Genomic DNA, 20,577 nt, shown 5'->3' with positions numbered 1-20,577 from the left:
GGAGGAGCGTATGGGTAAAGAGGGCGCGAAAAATTGGTATGTCATCGATGGATATTTACCTTACAAAGGCAAAATTGATCATGATTCGCTTGAAGGGCATGAAGCCATTATGATTCTAAATTGCCACGATACAGATGCGGAAATTTTCATGGATATCTTTTATGAGGATAGGGAGCCGGACCGCGATATTCGGCTAGTTGCAGCGGCAAGAAGAGTGAAATGTATTCGAATGGACCATCCGGATGAAATCGGAGGAATCGCGCTAGACCGGCAATTACAGTATTCATTGCGGTTTAAGAGTGATGTGGATGTCATTATCCAATACGGGAGAATGGATATCGCACAGCCCAATCTTGCCTATATCGGCATGATCGGATACTCGGAATGATGAAGAATTCAAAACTCAAACGCGAAATTCCGCTGCATCTTATGTTGATCCCAGGCGTTATTCTTCTATTGATTTATAGTTATTTTCCGATGGCGGGCATTGCCTTTGCATTCCAAAAATTTATTCCGATACAGGGTTTGTTCGGTTCGAAATGGGTGGGCTTCGATAATTTCCGTTACGTGCTGCAGATGCCTGATTTCTGGCAGGTGCTGAAGAATACGTTTTATATCGCAACCATGAAAATTATCGCAGGACAAATGGTTCCGATCGTTGTTGCTTTATTATTAAACGAAATGAAACGAGCCTTCATTAAACGAGGGATTCAAACGTTGATTTATTTGCCCCATTTTTTGTCATGGGTCATTCTTGGAGCCATTCTTGTTGATATATTGTCTCCTTCCGAAGGGATTGTAAATCAAGTGCTTCAAGCTTTTGGCATCGAACCTATCTTTTTTCTTGGAAACAATCAATGGTTTCCTTCCATTCTCATTATTTCTGATGTTTGGAAAGAATTTGGGTTTAGCACGATTGTCTATTTAGCAGCGATTACAGGCATTAATCCTTCCCTATATGAAGCGGCTATTGTTGATGGCGCCAATCATATGAGGCAGACCTGGCATATTACGCTGCCAGGCATGGTGCCGATCATTATTTTGCTGGCAACCTTAAGCTTGGGCAGCGTTTTGAATGCCGGATTCGATCAAGTATTTAATTTATATGGCCCATCCGTCTATCAGAGTGGAGATATTTTGGATACGTTAATTTATCGGATAGGTCTTGTAGATGCCCAGTTCGGAGTAGCGACCGCTATTGGTCTGTTTAAATCGGTCGTTTCGCTCGTGCTCATCACGGTCTCCTATGTTCTAGCCTACCGTTTGGCCAATTACCGTATTTTCTAAAATGATAAAGCAGATTCATGTGTTGAGTTTTGTAGAAAGGAGTGCAGCCGATGCATCATGCGTCCTTGAGCAGGAAAATATTTGTTATTTTCAATTACATTTTTTTGGTGTCGCTTTCTCTGCTTTGCTTGCTTCCTTTGATTCAAGTGCTATCTATTTCCTTTAGCTCCAGTCCAGCGGCATCCGCCGGTTTGGTAAAGCTTTTTCCAGTGGATTTCAGTTTGGATTCGTATCAATATATTTTGCAGAAAAAAGAGTTTATTAACTCTTTCAGCATTACGTTGATGCGGGTTGCTATTGGTTATACAGTTAATATTTTATTGGCGCTTCTGTGCGCCTATCCTTTATCCAAGGAAGTGAAGGAGTTTCGGGCTCGCACTTATTATGCTTGGTTCTTTGTATTCACCATTCTGTTCGGCGGTGGCCTTATTCCGACCTATATCATCGTTAGCGAAACGGGCTTGCTTGATACGATCTGGGCCTTGATTATTCCGGGTGCTGTCGGTGTATTCAACATTATTTTGCTGCTCAACTTTTTCCGTGGATTGCCTAAAGAAATTGAAGAATCCGCCTTTATAGATGGAGCAGGACATTGGAATGTATTAATAAAGATGTATGTACCGATGTCGATGCCTGTCATTGCCACCATTTCGCTATTTACATTGGTCGGCCATTGGAATGCCTGGTTCGATGGATTGATTTACATGAACTTCCCAGATAAGTATCCCTTATCTACTTACCTGCAATTGATGGTGATTAACAGCAATCCAATGAAAATGGATATTAACAACTTAAATGGCACGTTGGAAATATCAGAGCGTACGACACGGGCGGCACAAATTTTCTTAGGTGCACTTCCGATTCTGATTGTTTACCCGTTCTTGCAGAAGTATTTCGTCAAAGGAATCGTGGTTGGAAGCGTGAAGGGATAATAGGAGCATAGGAGCTTATAGGGGGAGAACAGGATGAATGCTGTAAATTATGATCGATGGATATGGATAGAATTGATTGGTTTCGATAATAGAGAAAGCGATTATGGGGTTAGTGCATATTTGAAAAATGCCGCGTTTATTCCAGATGGTATTTCATTGCTGTTGTTCACCCCCGATTTTGTGCATGCCCATAAAGGGATGGAGAAGGAGCATACGCTGCCAATTGAAATATGCTCCTACGCCGCGCGCCCCTATGGCAAGCATCACAATCGGCAGGAATGGACCAATTACCAGCTTCGCGGATTGGTTGAAGAACTGCAAAAGCATAGGATTGACGTATATTGCAGCTTTTTCAATTTGTTTCACTTTCAGGACAATGGCCAAGACAAAACAAGTGAATGGTGCTCCAAGCATCCAGAGCTTTATGAGATGAGGAAGACGGGCGAAGCCTTCCCGGTCATTAACCCGCTGAAGCGAATGAAAGACGGCTCCTATTATGAGGATCTATTTGTTGCTGACTTGGTGACGGTCATGCGTGATTATAACTTTGATGGGTATCATGGAGCGGACGGTTACACAAGTCCCCGCCTTACAATTGCCGAAGCAGATTACTCGGATGATATGGTCGAGCAGTTTACAAGATTTAGCGGAGTGGAATTGGCAGAGAGCCTCAAGCTCATTTGTGACGGTGAACCGCTAGAAATGGAGAAACGGGGCGATTGGATCTGGACCCACAAACGAATGGAATGGATTAACTTCTGTGCCAACCGATGGGGCGAGCTTTGGCAGAAGATTATGCCGGCACTGCGCAAGGAAGGCAAAAAAGCCGTTCTTAATTCAGTCTGGACCAGAGATCCGTTCGAAGCCTTGCATCGATATGGCGTGGACTACAAGCTGCTCGCAGCTTCCGGCGTAGATGCATTTGTTATAGAATCGGTAGCCGCCTCGATGTCTGCCGGTGCTGGAGAGATTGAGTACGAACCGGGGACAGAATTTAAGGCCATGATCATGACGATCAAAGCTCATGTGCCGGATATGAAGCTGATCTGTTTAAACGCCATACAGGATACGAATGAGCAGTGGGATGCCATTAGCCACGCGCCGACTCTCTTGGAGAGAGATATTTACTCCTTTTCGAATCTATTTATGAAAGACCAACAAGGAGTACATCGCTGTACTTCAGGGTTTGTTGCATGTCTCGGCGATGGAATAAGCGTAAGCGGCTGGGAATGGATAATGAATCGCTGGAACCTAGGTTATGAGGGGCAGCCTGAGCGGATCATCGGAACCAGCTTTGTATGGGCGGATGAAGCGCTGTATCCTTCGTTAGAACGCTATCCGGCAACAAGGAACTGGCCTGCTTTTAAATATCTGATGGCATTCATTGACCGTGGGGCTCCGCTGCACACGATGGTGAATGTGAAGGATTTGCAGCATACAAGCGGCGCGATTTGTGTAACCGATCTGCATTTGCTGCCAGATCAGGCGTTACAGCAAGTGCTTGCCTACCGAAATGGTTCATCTACTCTGGTTGGCCATATGACGGAGCGGATAGCGCAAGCTTTTGCAGGTATCGGCATGAATGTAAAGGCAGCGCCAGATGAGCTGTTTTGTATGGCGCGTGAGGCGAATGGGACCGTGATTCACACCATCGTTCAAACGAAAGAAAGCAATGCCATGGACAATGAGTGCGAAGATTTGACCCATGTAGTTGATCCAGGGTCTTGGGTAGATCCTCTGTATTTTAGTCCTGTGCCTGATGACTTCTTAAATGGATGCGTTCAAGCTATGATAAACTGCTCGGATGCGCCTTTGATGATTAGAAATGAACAATATATTCGGACGACGACGCTGGAGATCAACGCGGGCAAATGGCGGATTCTGATCCAAAATTTGCATTTGAACTATAAGTCGGCACATCTCGATGTCGGCCGTCCGGTTGCGAAGGTCAGCGTATTGACCGATTTTCCGGGCATACCTGTATTTCCGGACGGTTCCAACTTTAAATTATATGTTCCGGGCAGAGGAATGGTCGTAGTGGAAGTTGATTTTTGATGCAAAGACAGGAGCAGAAACGATCATCGGTGAGTTGGAGCTAGGTTTATATCGTTTGGAAGCATTCACTGGCGAATCCAAAGAAGTAAGCTTTAAAGGCTTTATTTTCGAATAGTCGATAGAAACCGAGGAGGTAGAATAACATTGAGTAGGCAAACAAAAGCAGCTCAAAAAGCAAAAAGGCCATCTTTAACCGTTTCCGGTGAATTTCCTATTGGGATATTCGTTAACCCTGCTCCGTCTGATACGTCCGATGCTTCCTACGCGGACATTAGGGCTATGAATACGAACTTCATCGTAGCGACTAATTTATTGACGACGCCAGCGACGACAGACTGGGCATTGGAGAAAGCGGCAGCTCATGATCTGAAAATACTCGTGACGGACACGGGAATTCGCTGGATTCAGTCAGAATGGCTATCCCAAAATGATGATAAGGGACAGGGGCTGTATCTTCGAAATGACAGCTCCATTGGTCAGACCTTTACAACGCCTGAAGTTGATGAATTAAATGTTATGATTCTTTCCTTTAAGAAACCTGGAGGTTGGCCGGAAGAGGCAGCCCTAACCTTAAGCATCTACACTGCTCCTAGCAAAGAATCGCTTATTGTAAAATCAGAGCTTAAAGGCCCGTTCGAGAGCGATTATCCTGAATTTGTACTAAGCGAGTTTCCTCCACAAGCCCATACCAAGTATTATTCGCTTGCTGCCAATACGGCCTATTATTTGGAATTGACAACGGACAGTAGGGAAGAGCTGGGACCTTTTTTAACTAGTGAAACCGATGCCAGCGCTGGAGGCAATGCCTTTGCGAATGGCAAGCCGCTATGCAATGATCTCTATTTTCAAATTACATTAAAAACGCCTCACGGCGGTACCGTTTCGGCTTTTTCACCAACGGGCAGGCCATCGGATGATTATATCCGTAAGCTGGTCGAGCATTATAAGGACCATCCAGCTGTGCTTGGCTATAACCTAATTGATGAGCCTTTCGCTGAACTGTACCCAGCTATGAAAGAGACATCGGATCGGATAAAGGCATTAGATCCTACTCGATTAATTTACACGAACCATTATGCTTTAAACGAGAATGGGCTTCACTATTATGCCTTGGAAAACGGTCGTCCCATGGGATATGAGGACTATATTAATGACTGGCTGGCGACCAACCCGGATATGCTCTCTTATGACTATTATCCGTATTTGTCGAGCGGTGTGGACGAGAAGGTCCACTATCAGACATTAGAGTTTTTGCGTAAACAATGTTTATTATATGACAAGGATTTGTGGGTTTATATTCAATCGGTCGCTTATGATACTTTCTTCATCTTAAAGCCAAATGAAAATCAAATGAGATTTCAGGTTTATTCTTCTTTAGCCTACGGTGTCAAGGGATATGTGTACTTTTCTTATGCGACGGATACTGGACCGGGACTTGAAGCTATGCATGATGGACTCATTTTGCCGGATGGTTCGAAGAACGATACGTATGAATATGCGAAAAAGATAAACGAAGAAGTGTTGAATCTGGGATCAACCCTTCTCTCGCTTACTTCCTTAGCGGTATATCATACCGGTAATTTGCCCCCATCCACGGAGGCTTTGCCATCTGACTTTTTCTTGCAGCCTTCAAGCGCTGAAGCTGATGCATCGATGATCATCTCTTATTTCGAAAATGAGGCCGGCAAAACGTTTGTTATGATCGTCAATAAAGATTTGGAACACGAGCACAGCTATACGTATTTGCTATCGGATAGGCCGAAAGCGATTAAAGAAGTGAACAAATTGTCGGGGGAAGAAGTACCGGCAGCGTATGAGCCTAAAACCGGTACATTAACGGTTAGCTTCCTGCCAGGAGAAGGTAAGCTCTTTGAAATAGAAGGCTGAAGATGGGGATGAACAAGCCAAAGAATAACTTGTACACCGAGGCGCCATCTGTCGGCAATCGTTACCGCGAGAAGCAAAAAAGAGAATTTGATGAGTTGATTATGAGTAGGCGCCAAGCTGCAGAGGAGAAGAGATTGTCTTTCTTCCGCCTGGATACGACGAGTGTTCCCGCATTTGAGAAGGATGCTTCTCAAATGCGGGAGCAGGTCAGAGGTATGCTGGGATGGCCGCTGGATATGGATGGCGAGAGCCAATCACGCTCTAATTCCGAATCGTCACCCGCAGCCACTGTAAGTTACATTGCCGAGGATAAGCTAGGCAGCATTTACAGGGTAGAAGTAGAGGCTGGATTCGGTTTAACGACGTACGGGGTCTTGTTCATTCCGAATAAGGAAGGGCCGCATCCGCTTGTTATTTCTCAACATGGGGGCTGGGGGACGCCGGAGTTATGCTCAGGGTTCTATGGAGACAACAATTATAACGATATGACACGAAGAGTGTTAAAGCGCGGCATTGCGGTATTTGCTCCTCAATTATTGCTATGGAACCCAGATGCTTATGGTCCTGAATATCATCGACACCAATATGACAAGCAATTAAAGCATGTTGGAAGCTCTATGGCTGCTGTTGAAATCTATAAAATACAAAGGGCCATTGATTATTTAATATCAAGGCCCGACATCGATCATTCCAAGGTTGGGATGATCGGTTTGTCGTATGGCGGGTTTTATACGATGTTCACAGCCGCACTCGATACGAGAATAAAAGCGGCATATTCCTCTTGCTTCATTAATAATCGCTTTGTTGCGGATTGGCCGGACTTTACTTGGTTTAACGCGGGCAATCGGTTTTTGGATGCGGAAATTTGTGCGCTTATCGCCCCTCGTTATCTGCATTTAGAAGTAGGGAAACGGGACGAAACGTTCCTTTACGAGCATGCCCAGCCAGAAATCGATAAAGTAGCGAGCCTTTATAAGCAACTAAACCTATGTGAGCGATTTTCTGCCAAGGCCTTCGAAGGAGGGCACGAGCTGGACTCGTCAGAGGATGGGATTGATTTTTTCTGTCGATCACTCTTTGCCTTTTAAGAACGCAACAGATGTCAATAAAAGCAAAATTAGCAAATAGTATCGAATAAACAGACGATTTATAATCTTCTTGTAACCGCTCACCAGTGCAGGTTTTGATGGAAAGTAGAGGAGGGATTTGAGGGGGAAGCGTTGTAAACGCAGTGCCGAAACGTAAGTTGAATACAATTTTGTAGGATGAGGTGAAAAGTGATGTTAAGAAAAACAATGCTTGGATTGCTCGTGTCTATAATGATGATTGGATTATTATTCAATTCCTCTGTGTATGCCAACCCCAATCCGACGCCTACGGTGTCGGGAGAGTTTCCGATCGGTATTTTCGTAGAGCCTCCTCCGCCAGATGTCACCGATGCTTCTTTTGCAGATATCCGCGCGATGAATGCTAACTTTATCGTGGCTAGCAACTTAAATACGACACCTGCCACAACGGATTGGGCTTTGGAGAAGGCCGCGGCAAACGATTTGAAATATTTGGTTACCGATACGGGAATCCGTTGGTACCGATCAGAATGGGTATCTCAAAACAATGATGACGGTGATGAATTGTTTATTAGCACTACTCATTCCATAGGGCAATCCTTTACAACGCCTGCACAAGACGAAATGGCCATCTGGAAGCTTTCATTTAAGAAAAGCGGAGTGTGGCCGGCAGGAACTACAGCTACGGTCAGTATTTATAACGGCCCTGATAAAACAACGCTGATTGGCAGCTCAACGCTTACAGGACCAATCGTGACGAATTACCCCGAGTTTGTCATCAATGGCGCAACGGTCACCTCAAACACAAGCTACTATTTGGAGTTAACTACAAACAGTACGTCAAATCTAGGCCCCTTCTTAACGAGTGATACGGATACGTATGCCGGAGGACAAGCCTATTCGAATGGATCCCCATTAACCAACGATCTTTATTTCCAAATGACGCTGCCTAGAGCAGGCGGAGGGAATTGGAGCGCTTTCTCACCTACAAACGATTTAAGCGACGAATATATTGAGACCTTTGTGAATCATTACAAATCCAATCCTGCTTTGCTTGGCTATAACTTGGTCGATGAACCGTTTGGTGACGTTTTTCCTAAGCTAAAGTCGGTGTCGGATAAAATAAAGGCTATCGATCCGGATCATATGGTGTATACGAATTTATACGGAATATGCGACGATTGCCAGCATTATTTTAGCGGTACCAATGATCCCGTAAACGGAGGTTACGAAAATTATGTTAACGGCTGGTTAGCTACCGACCCTGACATGATTTCGTTTGACTCGTATCCTTATTTATCTACAGGGTTCGATGAGAAGCCTTATTATCAATCGTTGGAATATTTTCGCAAGCAGTCATTGCTAAACGGCACCGATCTGTGGGCTTACATTCAAGCCATGTCTTATGATTATTTTAATATGGTAGAACCAAGCGAGAGCCAATTAAGATTTCAGGTTTATTCAACATTGGCCTACGGGGCTAAAGGGTATGTCTATTTTACGTACCATACACCGGCTGGCATGGATAATGGATTAATTTTACCGGATGGCACAAAAAATGATACGTATGAGTATGCAAAAAATGTGAATGGAGAAGTACTGAATCTTGGATCAGCTCTTCTGTCGCTTACCTCCAAAGAGGTGTATCACACGGGTGGCGTACCACCCTTTGCAACAGCGCTGCCTTCGACTTATTTCTGGCAGCCATCCACGGCCGAGCCCGTGATGCCGATGATCGTATCACGCTTTGAGAATGAGGACGGAAGAGAATTCGTTATGATCGTTAATAAAGATCTGGACAATGCCTATTCGCAATCCTTCACGTTAAGTACGCTTCCGGATTCTGTCAAAGAAGTGTCCAAGACGACCGGCTTGGAAGTGGCAACGACTTATGATGCTGGAACAGGGACATTATCTGCTAGCTTTGCACCGGGAGAGGGGAGGCTTTACGCACTGGATGCTGCGGAGAGTGAACTGGTAGCGAATGACCTTATCATTGCTGCTCTGGCTAATACGGCAGTAAACGGGTTATTAGCCGGAAGCGGCCAATCCGGTGACACACTGACTTACAGTATTGTTGCGAATGGTACCAAAGGTGCTGCTGCAGTCACAAACGCAGCTACTGGCGCTTTCACCTACACCCCGAGCCAAGGAGCAAGCGGAACGGATACGTTTACGTTCAAAATAAATAATGGGGCAAAGGATTCTAATGTTGCAACGGTGACCGTCCATATTGCTTCCACCCTTCAGACGTCGTTAACGGGTGGAAGCTCAGCCCAGCCAGGCAAGAAATTCACCGTCAATTTCGGTCTAAGAGGCGCTTCTGAAAGCATCTATGCGCAGGATATCAAGCTGTCTTATGATTCTTCGGTTATGGAGTTCGTATCCGCAAAGTCCATCAAGACGGGTGTTAGCTTGCTGAGAACTGTGAAAGCTCCGACAGGGCAGCTTCATTTCGTAATCGCTAGCGAGGGTGCTGGGAATGCAGTGACAGGCGATTCGGATATGGTTGAAATGACTTTCAAAGCCAAAAACATAACCCAACCAGCGTCGGGTACGATATCGATTACGAGTGCTGTCCTTGGGGATGCTCAGGGTAACGAAAGCCAAGCTGCTGTTTCAACTATCAGCGTCTTTATAGCAAATGAAGGCGATTTGAATCAGGATGGAGTAGTATCTGTCGGTGACTTGGGCATCATGTCCTATCATTTTGGAAAACATGCGAACAGTCTAGACTGGGAGCAAGCTCGAAGGGCAGATCTCAATCATGATGGGATCGTCGATTTACAAGATATGTTGGCTCTCTCTAAGAAAATAACAGAGTCATCCAATTAGCGAAAAAATTTAATTGAGAAGCCTAGATAAGGCAGCACGAGGAGTTGAAGCATATGGAGTGGACATCGGAATGGATCTGGCGTTCGCAGCGCGTGAGAAAAAATGATTACTCCTATTTTCGCAAATTGTTTAATGCGAATACGAAATGGGATTCCGCCCGTCTGTACGTATCTGCGCATCATTATGTTCAGGTCTATTTGAACGGAGAGAGGGTCGGCGGATATGGCACCCCTGCGCCTACGGATCCGTGGAAGAAGAAATTTTATACCGAATATGATGTCAGTAATCTATTAGCCATAGGGACGAACTGTATTACGGCTGATGCGCATTATTTGGGAGGCGAGGGACAAAATGTTGTCAATGGCCTGCCGGGATTTCGCTTGGAGCTTCATCTATCAAGCATAAACGGAAAGACAATGGTCATCAAGTCCGACACAAGCTGGGACACATTAGTTGAAATGCCGCATCGTGTAGGCGCTCCCTACCAACAAAACCGTAGGATTTCAGCTATCGAAGACTATGACGCTAGAGTCTGGGACGAGACTTGGCGTTACGCAAACGGGAACCACAGCATGAAAACAGCCAAGGCAAAAAAGGCGAAAATCGGTCGTGAAGACTGGCTTATGGTTCTACAGACTATTCCTGAGGGGATCGTTGATGAGGAGATTGCATTAACGAAGCTGGACCTTCATGAGGGAATGGAGGGGTTGGATGAGTTTCCTCAAGTATTTGATGTTGGAAGAATCGTCTCTGGTTGGCCTAAGCTTAAGTTAAAAGGAATAGAAGGCGTGACGATTCGCCTCCGGTATTCTGAGAATCTGGACGCTGGGGGCAGAGTGGACCATAACGTCACGAACGAGAAATCGGAGCACTATTACGACCAATATACGATGAGAGGCGATAAGGTAGAGACATGGCAGCCTCATTTCTCTTACAAAGCATTCCGATACGTTGAAGTAACCGGATATCCGATATCGATCGAGTCGGCAAATGAGCTTACCGTCTGCTTGGCGCATACCGCTATCGAATATAGGGGAAGCTTTCGTTGTTCCGATGAGCATTTAAATGAGCTCTATGATGCTTGCATCCGGACGCAGAAAAATAATACGCTCGGGCAATTGGTCGATTGTCCCCACCGTGAACAAGCGCAATATATCGCGGACACGGATTTGCAGGCAGAAACCTTGCTCTATAATTTCAACGCGCTCTCTGTATTAGAGAAGACGCTAAGCGATTTCGCCGATTCTCAGCTGCCAGACGGCACTTTCCCTTTCAATGCTCCATCCACGTACGGGCATCCGGATTTTAATATTCAAATCCCTGAATGGGATTTGCACTATGCGACACTGCTATGGAAGGTATACGCTGCTTCGGGAGACCTCTCGCTGCTCGAATCGTATTACAAACCACTGTGCCGGATGATTGATTACTTCATCAGCAAGCTTGATGAGGCAACTGGCCTCGTTCCTCTGGATAAAGGCTGGCATATTAGCGATTGGCCGTATCCTTCTGTGGAGCATGCTGGGGACTTTCTTGCCGTTCAGCAAATCAAGCTGCTGCAAGCAATCAGAATCGCCGCGGATATTGCGGGTTTATTAGGCGAGCACGAGGACCATAAAAAATATGCGGAACAGACTCATTCGTTAAACGAAAAGATGTATAAGCATCTGTTTCATAGCGAACGCGGCGCATTTAGGGACAGCTCAAATTCTGAAAACACACATCAAGGAGTTACTGCGATTGCCCTGTATGCGGATGCGATTCGCGAAGAAGATCGAGCGAAAGCCATTGCTTATGTGGCAGAAAAGGAATGGGAGTGCCGCACTGTGCTGTCGCTGCCGCTGCTGCAGATGCTGTTTGAGAATAACCGTGAGAAAGAAGCCTTCGCTTTATTGGACCGCAGGGAATACCCGGGCTGGGGCTATATGATCGAGCAAGGGGCGATGACAATGTGGGAAGGGTGGGAAGATATGGAGAGCCACTCACACGCATGGAACGGATATCCGGCAAGGCTATTGCAGCAATATGTAGTGGGTATTCGTTCTGATGCTCCTGGTTTTAGCAAAGCTGTTATACGTCCCTATTTTCCTGATACGCTAACCTTTGCAGAGGCGACAGTCTGGACGGTTCAGGGCCATTTGTACGCTAGATGGGAAAAGGGCAGCAATGGCAGTATTCGCTTTAAGACAGCGATTCCTGCTGGGATAGACGCTCGGCTGGAGTTCCGCCTGCAAGGACAAGATGTTCTTATGAAGCTGGAGTCCGGGGAGCTTGATTTCGTCTTGTAAATAAACGGACGTGTAACGTTGCTTTGGACAGATACGTGTTGAAAAGAGGGGGTGAACAAGCGGTGCCTGCAGAGAAAGCTATTTCAGGGGCAGTCCTTGACTGGAGAAATAGAACACAAATCGAAGCTTTTGTTCTCGTGAAGGATGAGGAGCTACCTTTAAGAAGACGGCCAATGCCAGGATCTCGGGTACGAGTGTTTAGTGATGCGGACAGGGATAAAGCAGACTTGATTGAGTATATCGAAGGCACGGATTATACGGTCGATTATACGAAAGCAGCGATTCGGAGGACGGCAAACAGTCGCATAGCGGATTGGTCTCTCCATCCGATGTATGGCGTCGTTCATTTTGACCATACAGCGTATGGAGACTCCAGTAATCGTGCTTATACGGTGTATGCAGAATATGATTATGCATCAGAAGCTGAAACAGCTGATTCTTATGCACAACAGGAGGGCAGCCAACTATCGACGCTCCTTCCGATAGTTGCGGCCAAGCTTCAATCCGGCGAAGAAGTAGTCTATGTCGTCTACGGAGATAGTATCAGCACGGGTGGAGAAGCAAGCCAGGAATGTTTCGCCTATTACCGGCGTTTTGCCGATTATATGTGCGAATTGTATCCAGGGAGCAGCATCCGCATCATTAATAAAGCGATAGGCGGCGAAACGAGTGAGGGCGGGGCGGCAAGAGTGGAGAGCGATGTCCTTCCTTTTCAGCCGGATCTTGTCTCCATTGGATATGGGATGAACGATCAGAACCTGTATGAACACGGGGTTGGCGTCCTGCCCGAGGACTTTGGGTACAATCTTCGCCATATGATTGAAACAATCAGATCGAATGGTGATACCGATATCGTGCTGGTTACGCCTTGCATGCCAAATCCGCTGTGGCGCCATACCAGTGTTGCCATAGACAGGTATTCGGATGTGATCCATCAGCTAAGCAAACAATATCACCTTACCGTGGCCGACGTTCAATTGGTATGGAAACAGGAGCTAGCAGCGGGGAAAACGCCGGAAAGCCTGCTTTTAAACAATATTAATCATCCCAATGATTATGGGCATTTTATTTATTTTACGGCGTTTGCAAAGATGTTCAATGAATAATGTTAATTGCTAGTGATGACTTTAGAAGTTAATCTATTTGATAACATGTAGGCTAAAAACCTCTTCCCATAGCGGCAGAGGTTTTTATTATGTGAACATAAGCTTGCTTTTATTTAGTATGATCGATGTGTTCATTATTGTATGATAGATAATAGAATGACTGCCTCAATAGGCATATTATTATTTAGCATATAGGAGGATACATGTCCTGGAGTAAATTAAAGCAAAATCTGGAGAGCTTTCTTTGCCCTGCGTTATACGGAAGGGTCGAATACCGTTCAACCAGCTACCGTTACTTACCTGATAAATCAGGTCTTTGTTATATTGCAGTAGATAAAAAGAACGTATTCAATATGAGTGATGCAACGACTTCAATCCGATGGTATCAGACGGAGCTGGAAATAAAAAATGATGCCAATATCCAAATTCCTATCAATGAGGAAGAAATAGAAACGGTTAGAAAAGATACCAAGGGAGTCGTTCCGGAGGATCGTCTAATTGTTATAGCAAGAGGCAGAAAAATAGCTGAATATGCAAAAGAGCTTTTGTCAGCACAATCAGCATTAAGCAAATCAAATTTTATCGTGGTAGCCAATCATTTTTTATCCGCTCCTATAGAACAAAGCCTAGAGAGTAGTGATATCTTATTGAATATTCTAGCTTTAGTGGACAGAAGAGTTGGCAAAAAGCGAATTTTAAGCATGGCTGAGAAGATGAAGCTAAAGCATCCAATGGTGCAGTATTTTTATGAATTACGGCGCAGCACGCTATAAGTATTGTAATAGGATACAAATAAAGGAAAACGCTGCTGTTTGGGGAATATAATTAATTTATAAATAGACGAACAGCAGAGTTGGAGTGATCGGAATTGAATGGCAAAAAAAGTATTATGCTTCTGATGATAGCTATCGTATTGCTCGCAGGCTGTAGCACCAAGCAAGCAGAGAGAACAGAGATTGCGGCAGATAGCGAATTGAGCGAAGCCGTCGCCGCTGCAGCATCAGCATCATCGATCACGCAATATTTGGTCGTGGACAGCACAGCCCTAGGCAAGCAAATGAAGGTTAACGTCTATGTGCCAAAAGGCTATAGCAAGGAGCGGAAATTCCCCGTACTCTATGCGCTGCATGGCAAAAACGGCAACGAAAATACCTTTTTCTCGAATGGCCTTAATATTAACAAGCGGGCGGACAAGCTTATCCAATCAGGCGAAATTGAGCCTCTGATCATCGTAGCTCCTGAATATGACAACAGCTATGGCATCAATTCTTCATCGGTATTGGCTGAGAAAAACGAATATCGGCTGGGGATGTACGAGGACTATTTAATTGAGGATTTAATCCCAATCATCGATACTAATTACAGTACCGTTGCGGGCAGCGAAGGCCGTTATATCGGCGGCATTTCGATGGGCGGTTACGCTGCATTCCACCTGGCATTTACCTATCCAGATTTATTCAGCAAAGTAGGAGGGCACAGCGCAGCCGTATGGAAGGACACGCCGGACTATTTATCCTGGCTATACGAAGGCGGACAAGCTCAGAGCGAAGTCGATCCGGTTATGCTTGCCTCTACGACAGATCTTAGCGGTTTGAGCATTTATCTGGACCATGGGGATAAGGACCATAAGCATATCATTGAAGGAAATATTGCCTTGCTCGAGCAGTTGGATATGGTTAAGGCCACGTATGAAAACCATATCAGCAGCGGGGGCCATAACAACAAATATTGGTCATCTCAAATGGACAATTATCTACGGTTTTATGCCGGGAACAATAAAAGTGGACAATAAGGGGAAATCAATGCTGTGCAGCCTCTTGCTATATCTGGAAATAACCACGTCACTGTAGACGTGGTTATTTTTTAAGAGTCAGGACAGAGCCTAGACGAAGTTTAGGCTAGAGTAAGCCAACCAAAATCCTCGCTGCGGTGAAAGTCGGGCACGTTCGAGTTTACTTTGGACCAGCTTCCGTAGTGAGGAGAAGCGGTCTCGTCACCGCATTTGTAGAAGTTGCCACGCAGTGTTGATCCGGTGACAGGGGCGAAACCGGGAAATAAGGCAGAAAGCCAATCCATCGGAATTCTCAGCTCGGCGGACCAAAATATTTTTCCATTTGTTTCGTCAATCCGATTAATCTCGGTTCGGATATGCAGCGGCGGATGATCCTCTGGTTCAATGTATAAGCGATCAAGACGGTCTTTGCCAAGTCCAACGAGTAATGTACCGGCAGCATTCATTTCCAGATTGAGGTAACGTGCGTCTCGATCCGGCGTGGGTTGAATAAAAAATTCTACGCAGCTGTCCTGGTATACCGGTTCATTCTGACGTGTGTAGCGTATGAGCGGATTTTCCTCGTATACATGGAAGCTTAGCTGAAATGCTTCCTTCGTATAAGACAGAAAAATATGGACCTCAGGAAACTGCTGAGCCTGCGTCCATTGATAGTGTTGAATCGAAATAGCGTCAGCTATGCTCCCAAAGCCGACAAGCGCTTTTTGGTGGGTCACTTTAAATCACTCCTATTAAATATGGTTGATCTATTCAGATCGAAGATGTTGATGAAAGCTTATCATAGAAGCGATTCACTGCCTACGCATAAGTTTTAGATTGTATAGGCTTCCTACGTTTTTAGACGAGTGGAGGCCTGTTTTTGTTCATTGCCAAAATGGTGTATTTTGACTGGAATACCCCGTGTTTTTAATTGTGAATTTATTAATAAGAAGATTTTATAATAGCGAAACTCGGTGCAGTTTAGTATCTTTAATTATAATTGCTTTCATTATAGAAGGTTATCACAAAAATGCCTTTTTCCTTACGGAAAGAGGCACTTTTTACATTCGGCGGTTCAATAGTCGCTCCGCTCTAAGTGATCTACATAATCTTTCGCTTCTTTGAGGCCTGAACCGCTTACTTCCCTGAACTCCTTGATGGCTTGAATCCTTTTGCTGGATGCAATCAGCATACGTAATCTGTCGTCAATGTTTGCTTGAGGGCTGACACGGGCCAAATCCGGTGAAGAGGGTGAGGTTTGATGAAGGGGCTTGGAAAATTCGGATTTATCCCTCCGAAGGTGCGGGGACTGTAGTTCGAATTTTATTTCATTGAGCTGCCTCTGCAGGCTGAACACTTTCAGCAGCAGCAAGAGAGACAGGACGAGTGCGCTGAGTGCAAGGATTTCTACGGTTTCCATTTGAAATCGCCTCTTTCCATAGGATAATTCATTATAGCATAAGACATATTTGGACATGATTATGAAAATATTTTTTGATAATGAGAATGATTATTACTATAATGAGAGAATTGGAAGCTGTAAATGGTTAGGGAAGGTGGACATGATGACATTACTAGAACAACTGCCACTATGGAATCATGCGGCTATTAGAGTACTTGATATTCGGCGGTCTACTTTGCGATCAAGAGAAAGTGTACACGGTTTCCGTTTACCAGCGAGTGCCTTCTTAGTAGCTGTTACTGGAAATGCGAAGATTCTCATCGACGGAGTCGAGCATATCGCAGATTGCTGTTATGTGTGCCATGCCGGAAAAGGCGCAACGCTAGACATTATTCAGGTGACCGAAAAATTCGATTATTATTTTATTTTTTATAAAGCGGTTCTTGTACTGCCCAGTCGCAAAGAATTGTTAAACGCGTATAGAGACCATAATCCCTTTCAAATGCAATATGGTTTTGCTCTGGCCTACCCGCTGGGGATTTTATCAAGAGTAGAGCAGATGTATTCCTATTGGCTGCTGGATGCCCAGTTGGAGAGATTTCATGTGAGGGCGATGTTTCATCAATTAGTGTATGACCTCCTGCAGCAGCTGCATGCCCATGAGGGAACGACAGCCGTTCAGCCGGATTATGTAAGCCAAACGATTCGTTATATGGAGGAACGCTTTGCAGACCCTATCAGCCTACAGGATTTGGCTAATGTACTCAATTGCAATGAGAGAAAGCTGCAGCGGCTATTTAAGGCGAAGCTTCGTATCGGACCGATGGAGTATTTAATTCAAGTACGGATGAATCATGCCCAGGGAATGCTAATGAATACGAATCTACCGCTGAAGGTTATCGCGGAATCGGTAGGCTACGGGGATAGTTACTATTTTAGCCGAGCTTTCAAGAAGCATTGCGGAGTTTCGCCGCTTCATTTCAGGCAGAATCGTCGGATAAGTGCATCCTCTATGTCGCGTTATTCCATTGGCTCGCATCCTATTCTCTCCTATAATGATGATTGTGATAATCATTATCAACAAACATACGGGGGAGTTATTGAAATGAATAGGAGTAAGAGATCGGTTTTGGCGGTTAGTTTAATGTTGAGTTTAATTTTATTATTGAGTGCGTGCACGACGGGGAACGGTACGGGGAACAACGCCGGAGGAGCAAGTCCAACAGGATCACAATCCAATGTCGCCGCATCGAACAATAATACAGCGCAAGCTACGCAACAAGCCTATCCTGTCGTTATTAAACATATGAAGGGAGAATTAACGCTGGAGCAGCACCCTTCGAAAATAGCAGTGCTCGATACCAAATTTGTAGATCAATTGGTGACTCTAAACGAGCAGCCAGCGGGCAGCGTGAAGGCTGCGGCGGATAAGTCGGATTTTCCAGCGTACTTAACGGATAAGCTAACGGATGTTAAATTGCTTGGAACAAGGGATGAACCCAATCTGGAAGCTATTGCTGCGATGGAGCCGGACTTAATCATTTGTACGGAGTTTCAAGAAAAAGTATATGAAAGCTTGTCGAAGATTGCGCCAACCATCATGCTTGACTTTAACGAAGATTGGCGTGATACGTTAGTTACTTTTGGCAAAATTGTTGGAAATGCAGAAGAAGCAACTAATGTTTTGGAAGCCTATAACGAGAAAACAAGCAAGTTGAAAGAAGAATTAAAGGCTAAGCTCGGAGATCAGACCGTTGCATTAATACGTCCACGCGATGAGGGCGTTCGCATCCATACTGCGGGCCATCGCACAGGTGCGATTTTATACAATGACCTAGGTTTGTCTGCTCCACAACAAGTCATAGATGAGCAAGATACCGCTTATCAGGTTCCGCTAGAAGCTTTGCCAGAAGTAGGAGCGGATCATTACTTCCTCGTACAAGACGACATGTTTAAGGAAATCGTTGAGGAATTTCAGCAGACAGAGACATGGAAAAGTATCGAAGCCGTGAAGAACAATCAAGTGTATGATGTGGATTCGAATGTATGGATTGCCTATTATGGCCCCATCGCCATCAATATGATCGTTGACAGAGTTGCAGAAATTTTCATTGGAACTGCATAATATGGCAGAGGTGCTTACACAGCTGGAGTGGGAGGAGTTAGGGGATAGATTCAACTTTACTCCCGAAGGGATGGTTCAGCCTACCACCAGCTTCATTTTTTCAACAGACTTGCTGGATCGGGAGAAATGCGAGACCTACTTGGATCGGTTCGCGAGTGAAATCGGTTCGCCATCGAGACGAGTAACAGCGTCGATGCTGGCGAAACGATATGCCTTTTTAACGGTTACGCCTGTCTTGTACGCGATGACGGCATACAATAAAGGGTTGCAGTTAACACTGGAGAATTGTCAATTAGCTGCACCGCACGAGGATGTGAGTAAATCTAAATTCCCCAATCTGAGCTTTGAAGAATTGAGCGTTACGGAACCGGAAGCGGGGAAACGGAAAGAGTGGCGGGACCAGGTAGTGAGTCAACTATTTGAATCTCATCTGTCCCGAGTGTTTCGCTCCTTATCCACCGTTGGACGAGTTCCTATGGCGATCTTATGGGAAAATGCGCTGGTCCGTATTATTCCAATATATGAAGAAGGCTTGGAAGAAGAACAGGACCCTTCCGTAATGCTGCGATTTCATGATGACTTTCAGTTTATTTCGCAGACGGCGCCAGCAAGCCTATTCGGGGAACGTCGTAACCCCTTTGAGAGGTTTATGAGAGCAGTGAACGCAGGTGCTGCCGACAACACGGCGGCCTATACTCGCCAAACGTGCTGCTTTTACTACGAGATGTCCCCGGAATACTGCAGAGCCTGTCCGAAACCGATCGACTGCCGCCCCTAATAAGGGCGGTGAAACCGTAATAAAACTCAGCCTATTGCAAACTGCTTAGGCTTTTGTTTGTAAACGAAAAAAACCTGCAGGCTAGGCCGTTACAACGGACATGTCTGCAGGTTATTTTATAGACCGTACTTTTGTTATCTATGACTAAGTCTTAAAACCAACGGCTTAAATCCGGATAACCACTCGTTGCCCAGCCTCCATCAACAATCAGGCTTGCCCCGTTCACATAACCTGCATCTTCGCTTGCCAAGAAGAGTGCGGGACCGGTCATTTCTTCCGGCTTCGCCGCACGCTTCATAGGTATGCGTTCCATATAAGCAGCTTTAATATCCTCTTGCTTAAGCAAATCTGCGGTCAATGGCGTCTCGATCAGACCCGGAAGAATTGCATTCACGCGAATGCCGCTTCGTGCCATCTCCAGTGCACCGTTTTTTGTCAGCATGTCCACGCCTGCTTTGGCGGAAGCATAAGCGGAGCCTGCATACATCGGAACTTGTGCGTTAAGCGAGGCAACGTTCACAATCGATCCTCCGCCTTGCTTAGCCATTTGCAGTGCTTGATGCTTCATGCAGAGAAATACGCCCTTCATACATAGGTCAACTGTAAAATCCCAATCCGACTCGGATAGCTCAGTAATCACACCTGCTTTCGATGCTCCTGCCACATTAAACGCAAGCTGCAATCCACCAAAGCGTTCAACTGCCGCACTCACGAGATTCGCTGCATCCGCTTCCACTGTCACATTGGCTTTAACGCCGTAAAAACGTTCGCCAAGCTGAGCTTGGATCGCCTGAAGGCGCTCTATATTGAGATCCGCTGCTACCACGGAAGCTCCTTCTTGAATAAGCCGTTCAGCAATTGCATAACCGATACCGGAAGCTCCGCCTGTGACGATGGCAACCTTGTTAGCGAATCGATTGTTTATGATAGTCATTGTTGCACTCCTTTTTGATAACATCCGTTTATTTGTTAGGGGATTGAGCTGTTTTGTAACCAGTATACTTTAGCCTTTTGATCATGTATATTTAATTAAAACGTATGTTA

General features: G+C 45.3%; 16 protein-coding genes. 13 read left to right on the top strand and 3 right to left on the bottom strand.

Features of this window, described 5'->3' with window-relative positions; genetic code table 11:
• Positions 1-10 precede the first annotated feature (10 nt).
• The 11 genes from FJQ58_RS16180 (at position 11) to FJQ58_RS16130 (ending at position 15,249) form a co-directional block, all read left to right on the top strand.
• Entirely contained in the window at positions 11-388 is a 378-nt protein-coding gene (locus FJQ58_RS16180) for a sensory rhodopsin transducer (RefSeq protein WP_139995231.1), read from the top strand.
• Positions 388-1,287, top strand: coding sequence for an ABC transporter permease (locus FJQ58_RS16175; protein ID WP_139995229.1), 900 nt, complete (start codon positions 388-390; stop codon positions 1,285-1,287). Before FJQ58_RS16180 ends, FJQ58_RS16175 begins: the two co-directional genes overlap by 1 nt.
• Positions 1,288-1,337: 50 nt before the next feature.
• Positions 1,338-2,219 (top strand): carbohydrate ABC transporter permease, encoded by an 882-nt coding sequence (locus FJQ58_RS16170; protein ID WP_139995227.1) that lies wholly within the window; start codon positions 1,338-1,340, stop codon positions 2,217-2,219.
• A 33-nt stretch (positions 2,220-2,252) separates the two neighbouring features.
• A complete protein-coding gene (locus FJQ58_RS16165) occupies positions 2,253-4,274 on the top strand; it encodes a hypothetical protein (RefSeq protein ID WP_139995225.1) in 2,022 nt (673 codons plus the stop codon).
• Between the two features lie 144 nt (positions 4,275-4,418).
• Positions 4,419-6,161, top strand: a complete 1,743-nt coding sequence (locus FJQ58_RS16160) for a glycoside hydrolase family protein (RefSeq protein ID WP_139995223.1) — start codon at positions 4,419-4,421, stop codon at positions 6,159-6,161.
• A gap of 8 nt (positions 6,162-6,169) precedes the next feature.
• Complete coding sequence (locus FJQ58_RS16155) at positions 6,170-7,249, top strand: alpha/beta hydrolase family protein (RefSeq protein ID WP_162341512.1); 1,080 nt, start codon at positions 6,170-6,172, stop codon at positions 7,247-7,249.
• 192 nt (positions 7,250-7,441) lie between these two features.
• Positions 7,442-10,063 carry a cohesin domain-containing protein gene (locus tag FJQ58_RS16150; protein ID WP_139995219.1) on the top strand — a complete coding sequence of 874 codons (2,622 nt, stop codon included), beginning with the start codon at positions 7,442-7,444 and terminating at the stop codon, positions 10,061-10,063.
• A 53-nt stretch (positions 10,064-10,116) separates the two neighbouring features.
• Positions 10,117-12,351, top strand: coding sequence for an alpha-L-rhamnosidase (locus tag FJQ58_RS16145; RefSeq protein WP_139995217.1), 2,235 nt, complete (start codon positions 10,117-10,119; stop codon positions 12,349-12,351).
• 62 nt (positions 12,352-12,413) lie between these two features.
• Positions 12,414-13,457, top strand: a complete 1,044-nt coding sequence (locus tag FJQ58_RS16140) for an SGNH/GDSL hydrolase family protein (RefSeq protein ID WP_139995215.1) — start codon at positions 12,414-12,416, stop codon at positions 13,455-13,457.
• 203 nt (positions 13,458-13,660) lie between these two features.
• Positions 13,661-14,230: an SF0329 family protein gene (locus FJQ58_RS16135; RefSeq protein ID WP_139995213.1), complete on the top strand. Its 570-nt coding sequence runs from the start codon at positions 13,661-13,663 to the stop codon at positions 14,228-14,230.
• Between the two features lie 95 nt (positions 14,231-14,325).
• Complete coding sequence (locus FJQ58_RS16130; protein WP_139995211.1) at positions 14,326-15,249, top strand: alpha/beta hydrolase; 924 nt, start codon at positions 14,326-14,328, stop codon at positions 15,247-15,249.
• Positions 15,250-15,350: 101 nt separating this feature from the next.
• Here the strand turns inward: FJQ58_RS16130 and FJQ58_RS16125 are convergent, their stop codons facing one another.
• Both FJQ58_RS16125 and FJQ58_RS16120 read right to left on the bottom strand, forming a co-directional pair.
• Positions 15,351-15,965, bottom strand: coding sequence for a carbohydrate-binding family 9-like protein (locus FJQ58_RS16125; protein WP_139995209.1), 615 nt, complete (start codon positions 15,963-15,965; stop codon positions 15,351-15,353).
• 338 nt (positions 15,966-16,303) lie between these two features.
• Entirely contained in the window at positions 16,304-16,648 is a 345-nt protein-coding gene (locus FJQ58_RS16120; protein WP_162341511.1) for a ribosomal protein L7/L12, read from the bottom strand.
• 142 nt (positions 16,649-16,790) lie between these two features.
• On the opposite strand from FJQ58_RS16120, the gene FJQ58_RS16115 reads away from it, so the two are divergent.
• Positions 16,791-18,755, top strand: a complete 1,965-nt coding sequence (locus tag FJQ58_RS16115) for an ABC transporter substrate-binding protein (RefSeq protein ID WP_238404089.1) — start codon at positions 16,791-16,793, stop codon at positions 18,753-18,755.
• A complete protein-coding gene (locus tag FJQ58_RS16110) occupies positions 18,742-19,533 on the top strand; it encodes an IucA/IucC family C-terminal-domain containing protein (protein WP_139995205.1) in 792 nt (263 codons plus the stop codon). Before FJQ58_RS16115 ends, FJQ58_RS16110 begins: the two co-directional genes overlap by 14 nt.
• A gap of 151 nt (positions 19,534-19,684) precedes the next feature.
• Here the strand turns inward: FJQ58_RS16110 and FJQ58_RS16105 are convergent, their stop codons facing one another.
• The gene (locus FJQ58_RS16105; protein WP_139995203.1) at positions 19,685-20,467 is read right to left on the bottom strand and encodes an SDR family NAD(P)-dependent oxidoreductase; all 783 of its coding nucleotides are present in this window, start codon (positions 20,465-20,467) and stop codon (positions 19,685-19,687) included.
• Positions 20,468-20,577 lie beyond the last annotated feature (110 nt).

Source organism: Paenibacillus paridis, from assembly GCF_006345825.1.
Classification (GTDB): Bacteria; Bacillota; Bacilli; order Paenibacillales; family Paenibacillaceae; genus Pristimantibacillus; species Pristimantibacillus paridis.
The sequence above is the reverse complement of the archived record's forward strand: the minus strand, read 5'-3'. Positions and strand labels throughout refer to the sequence as shown.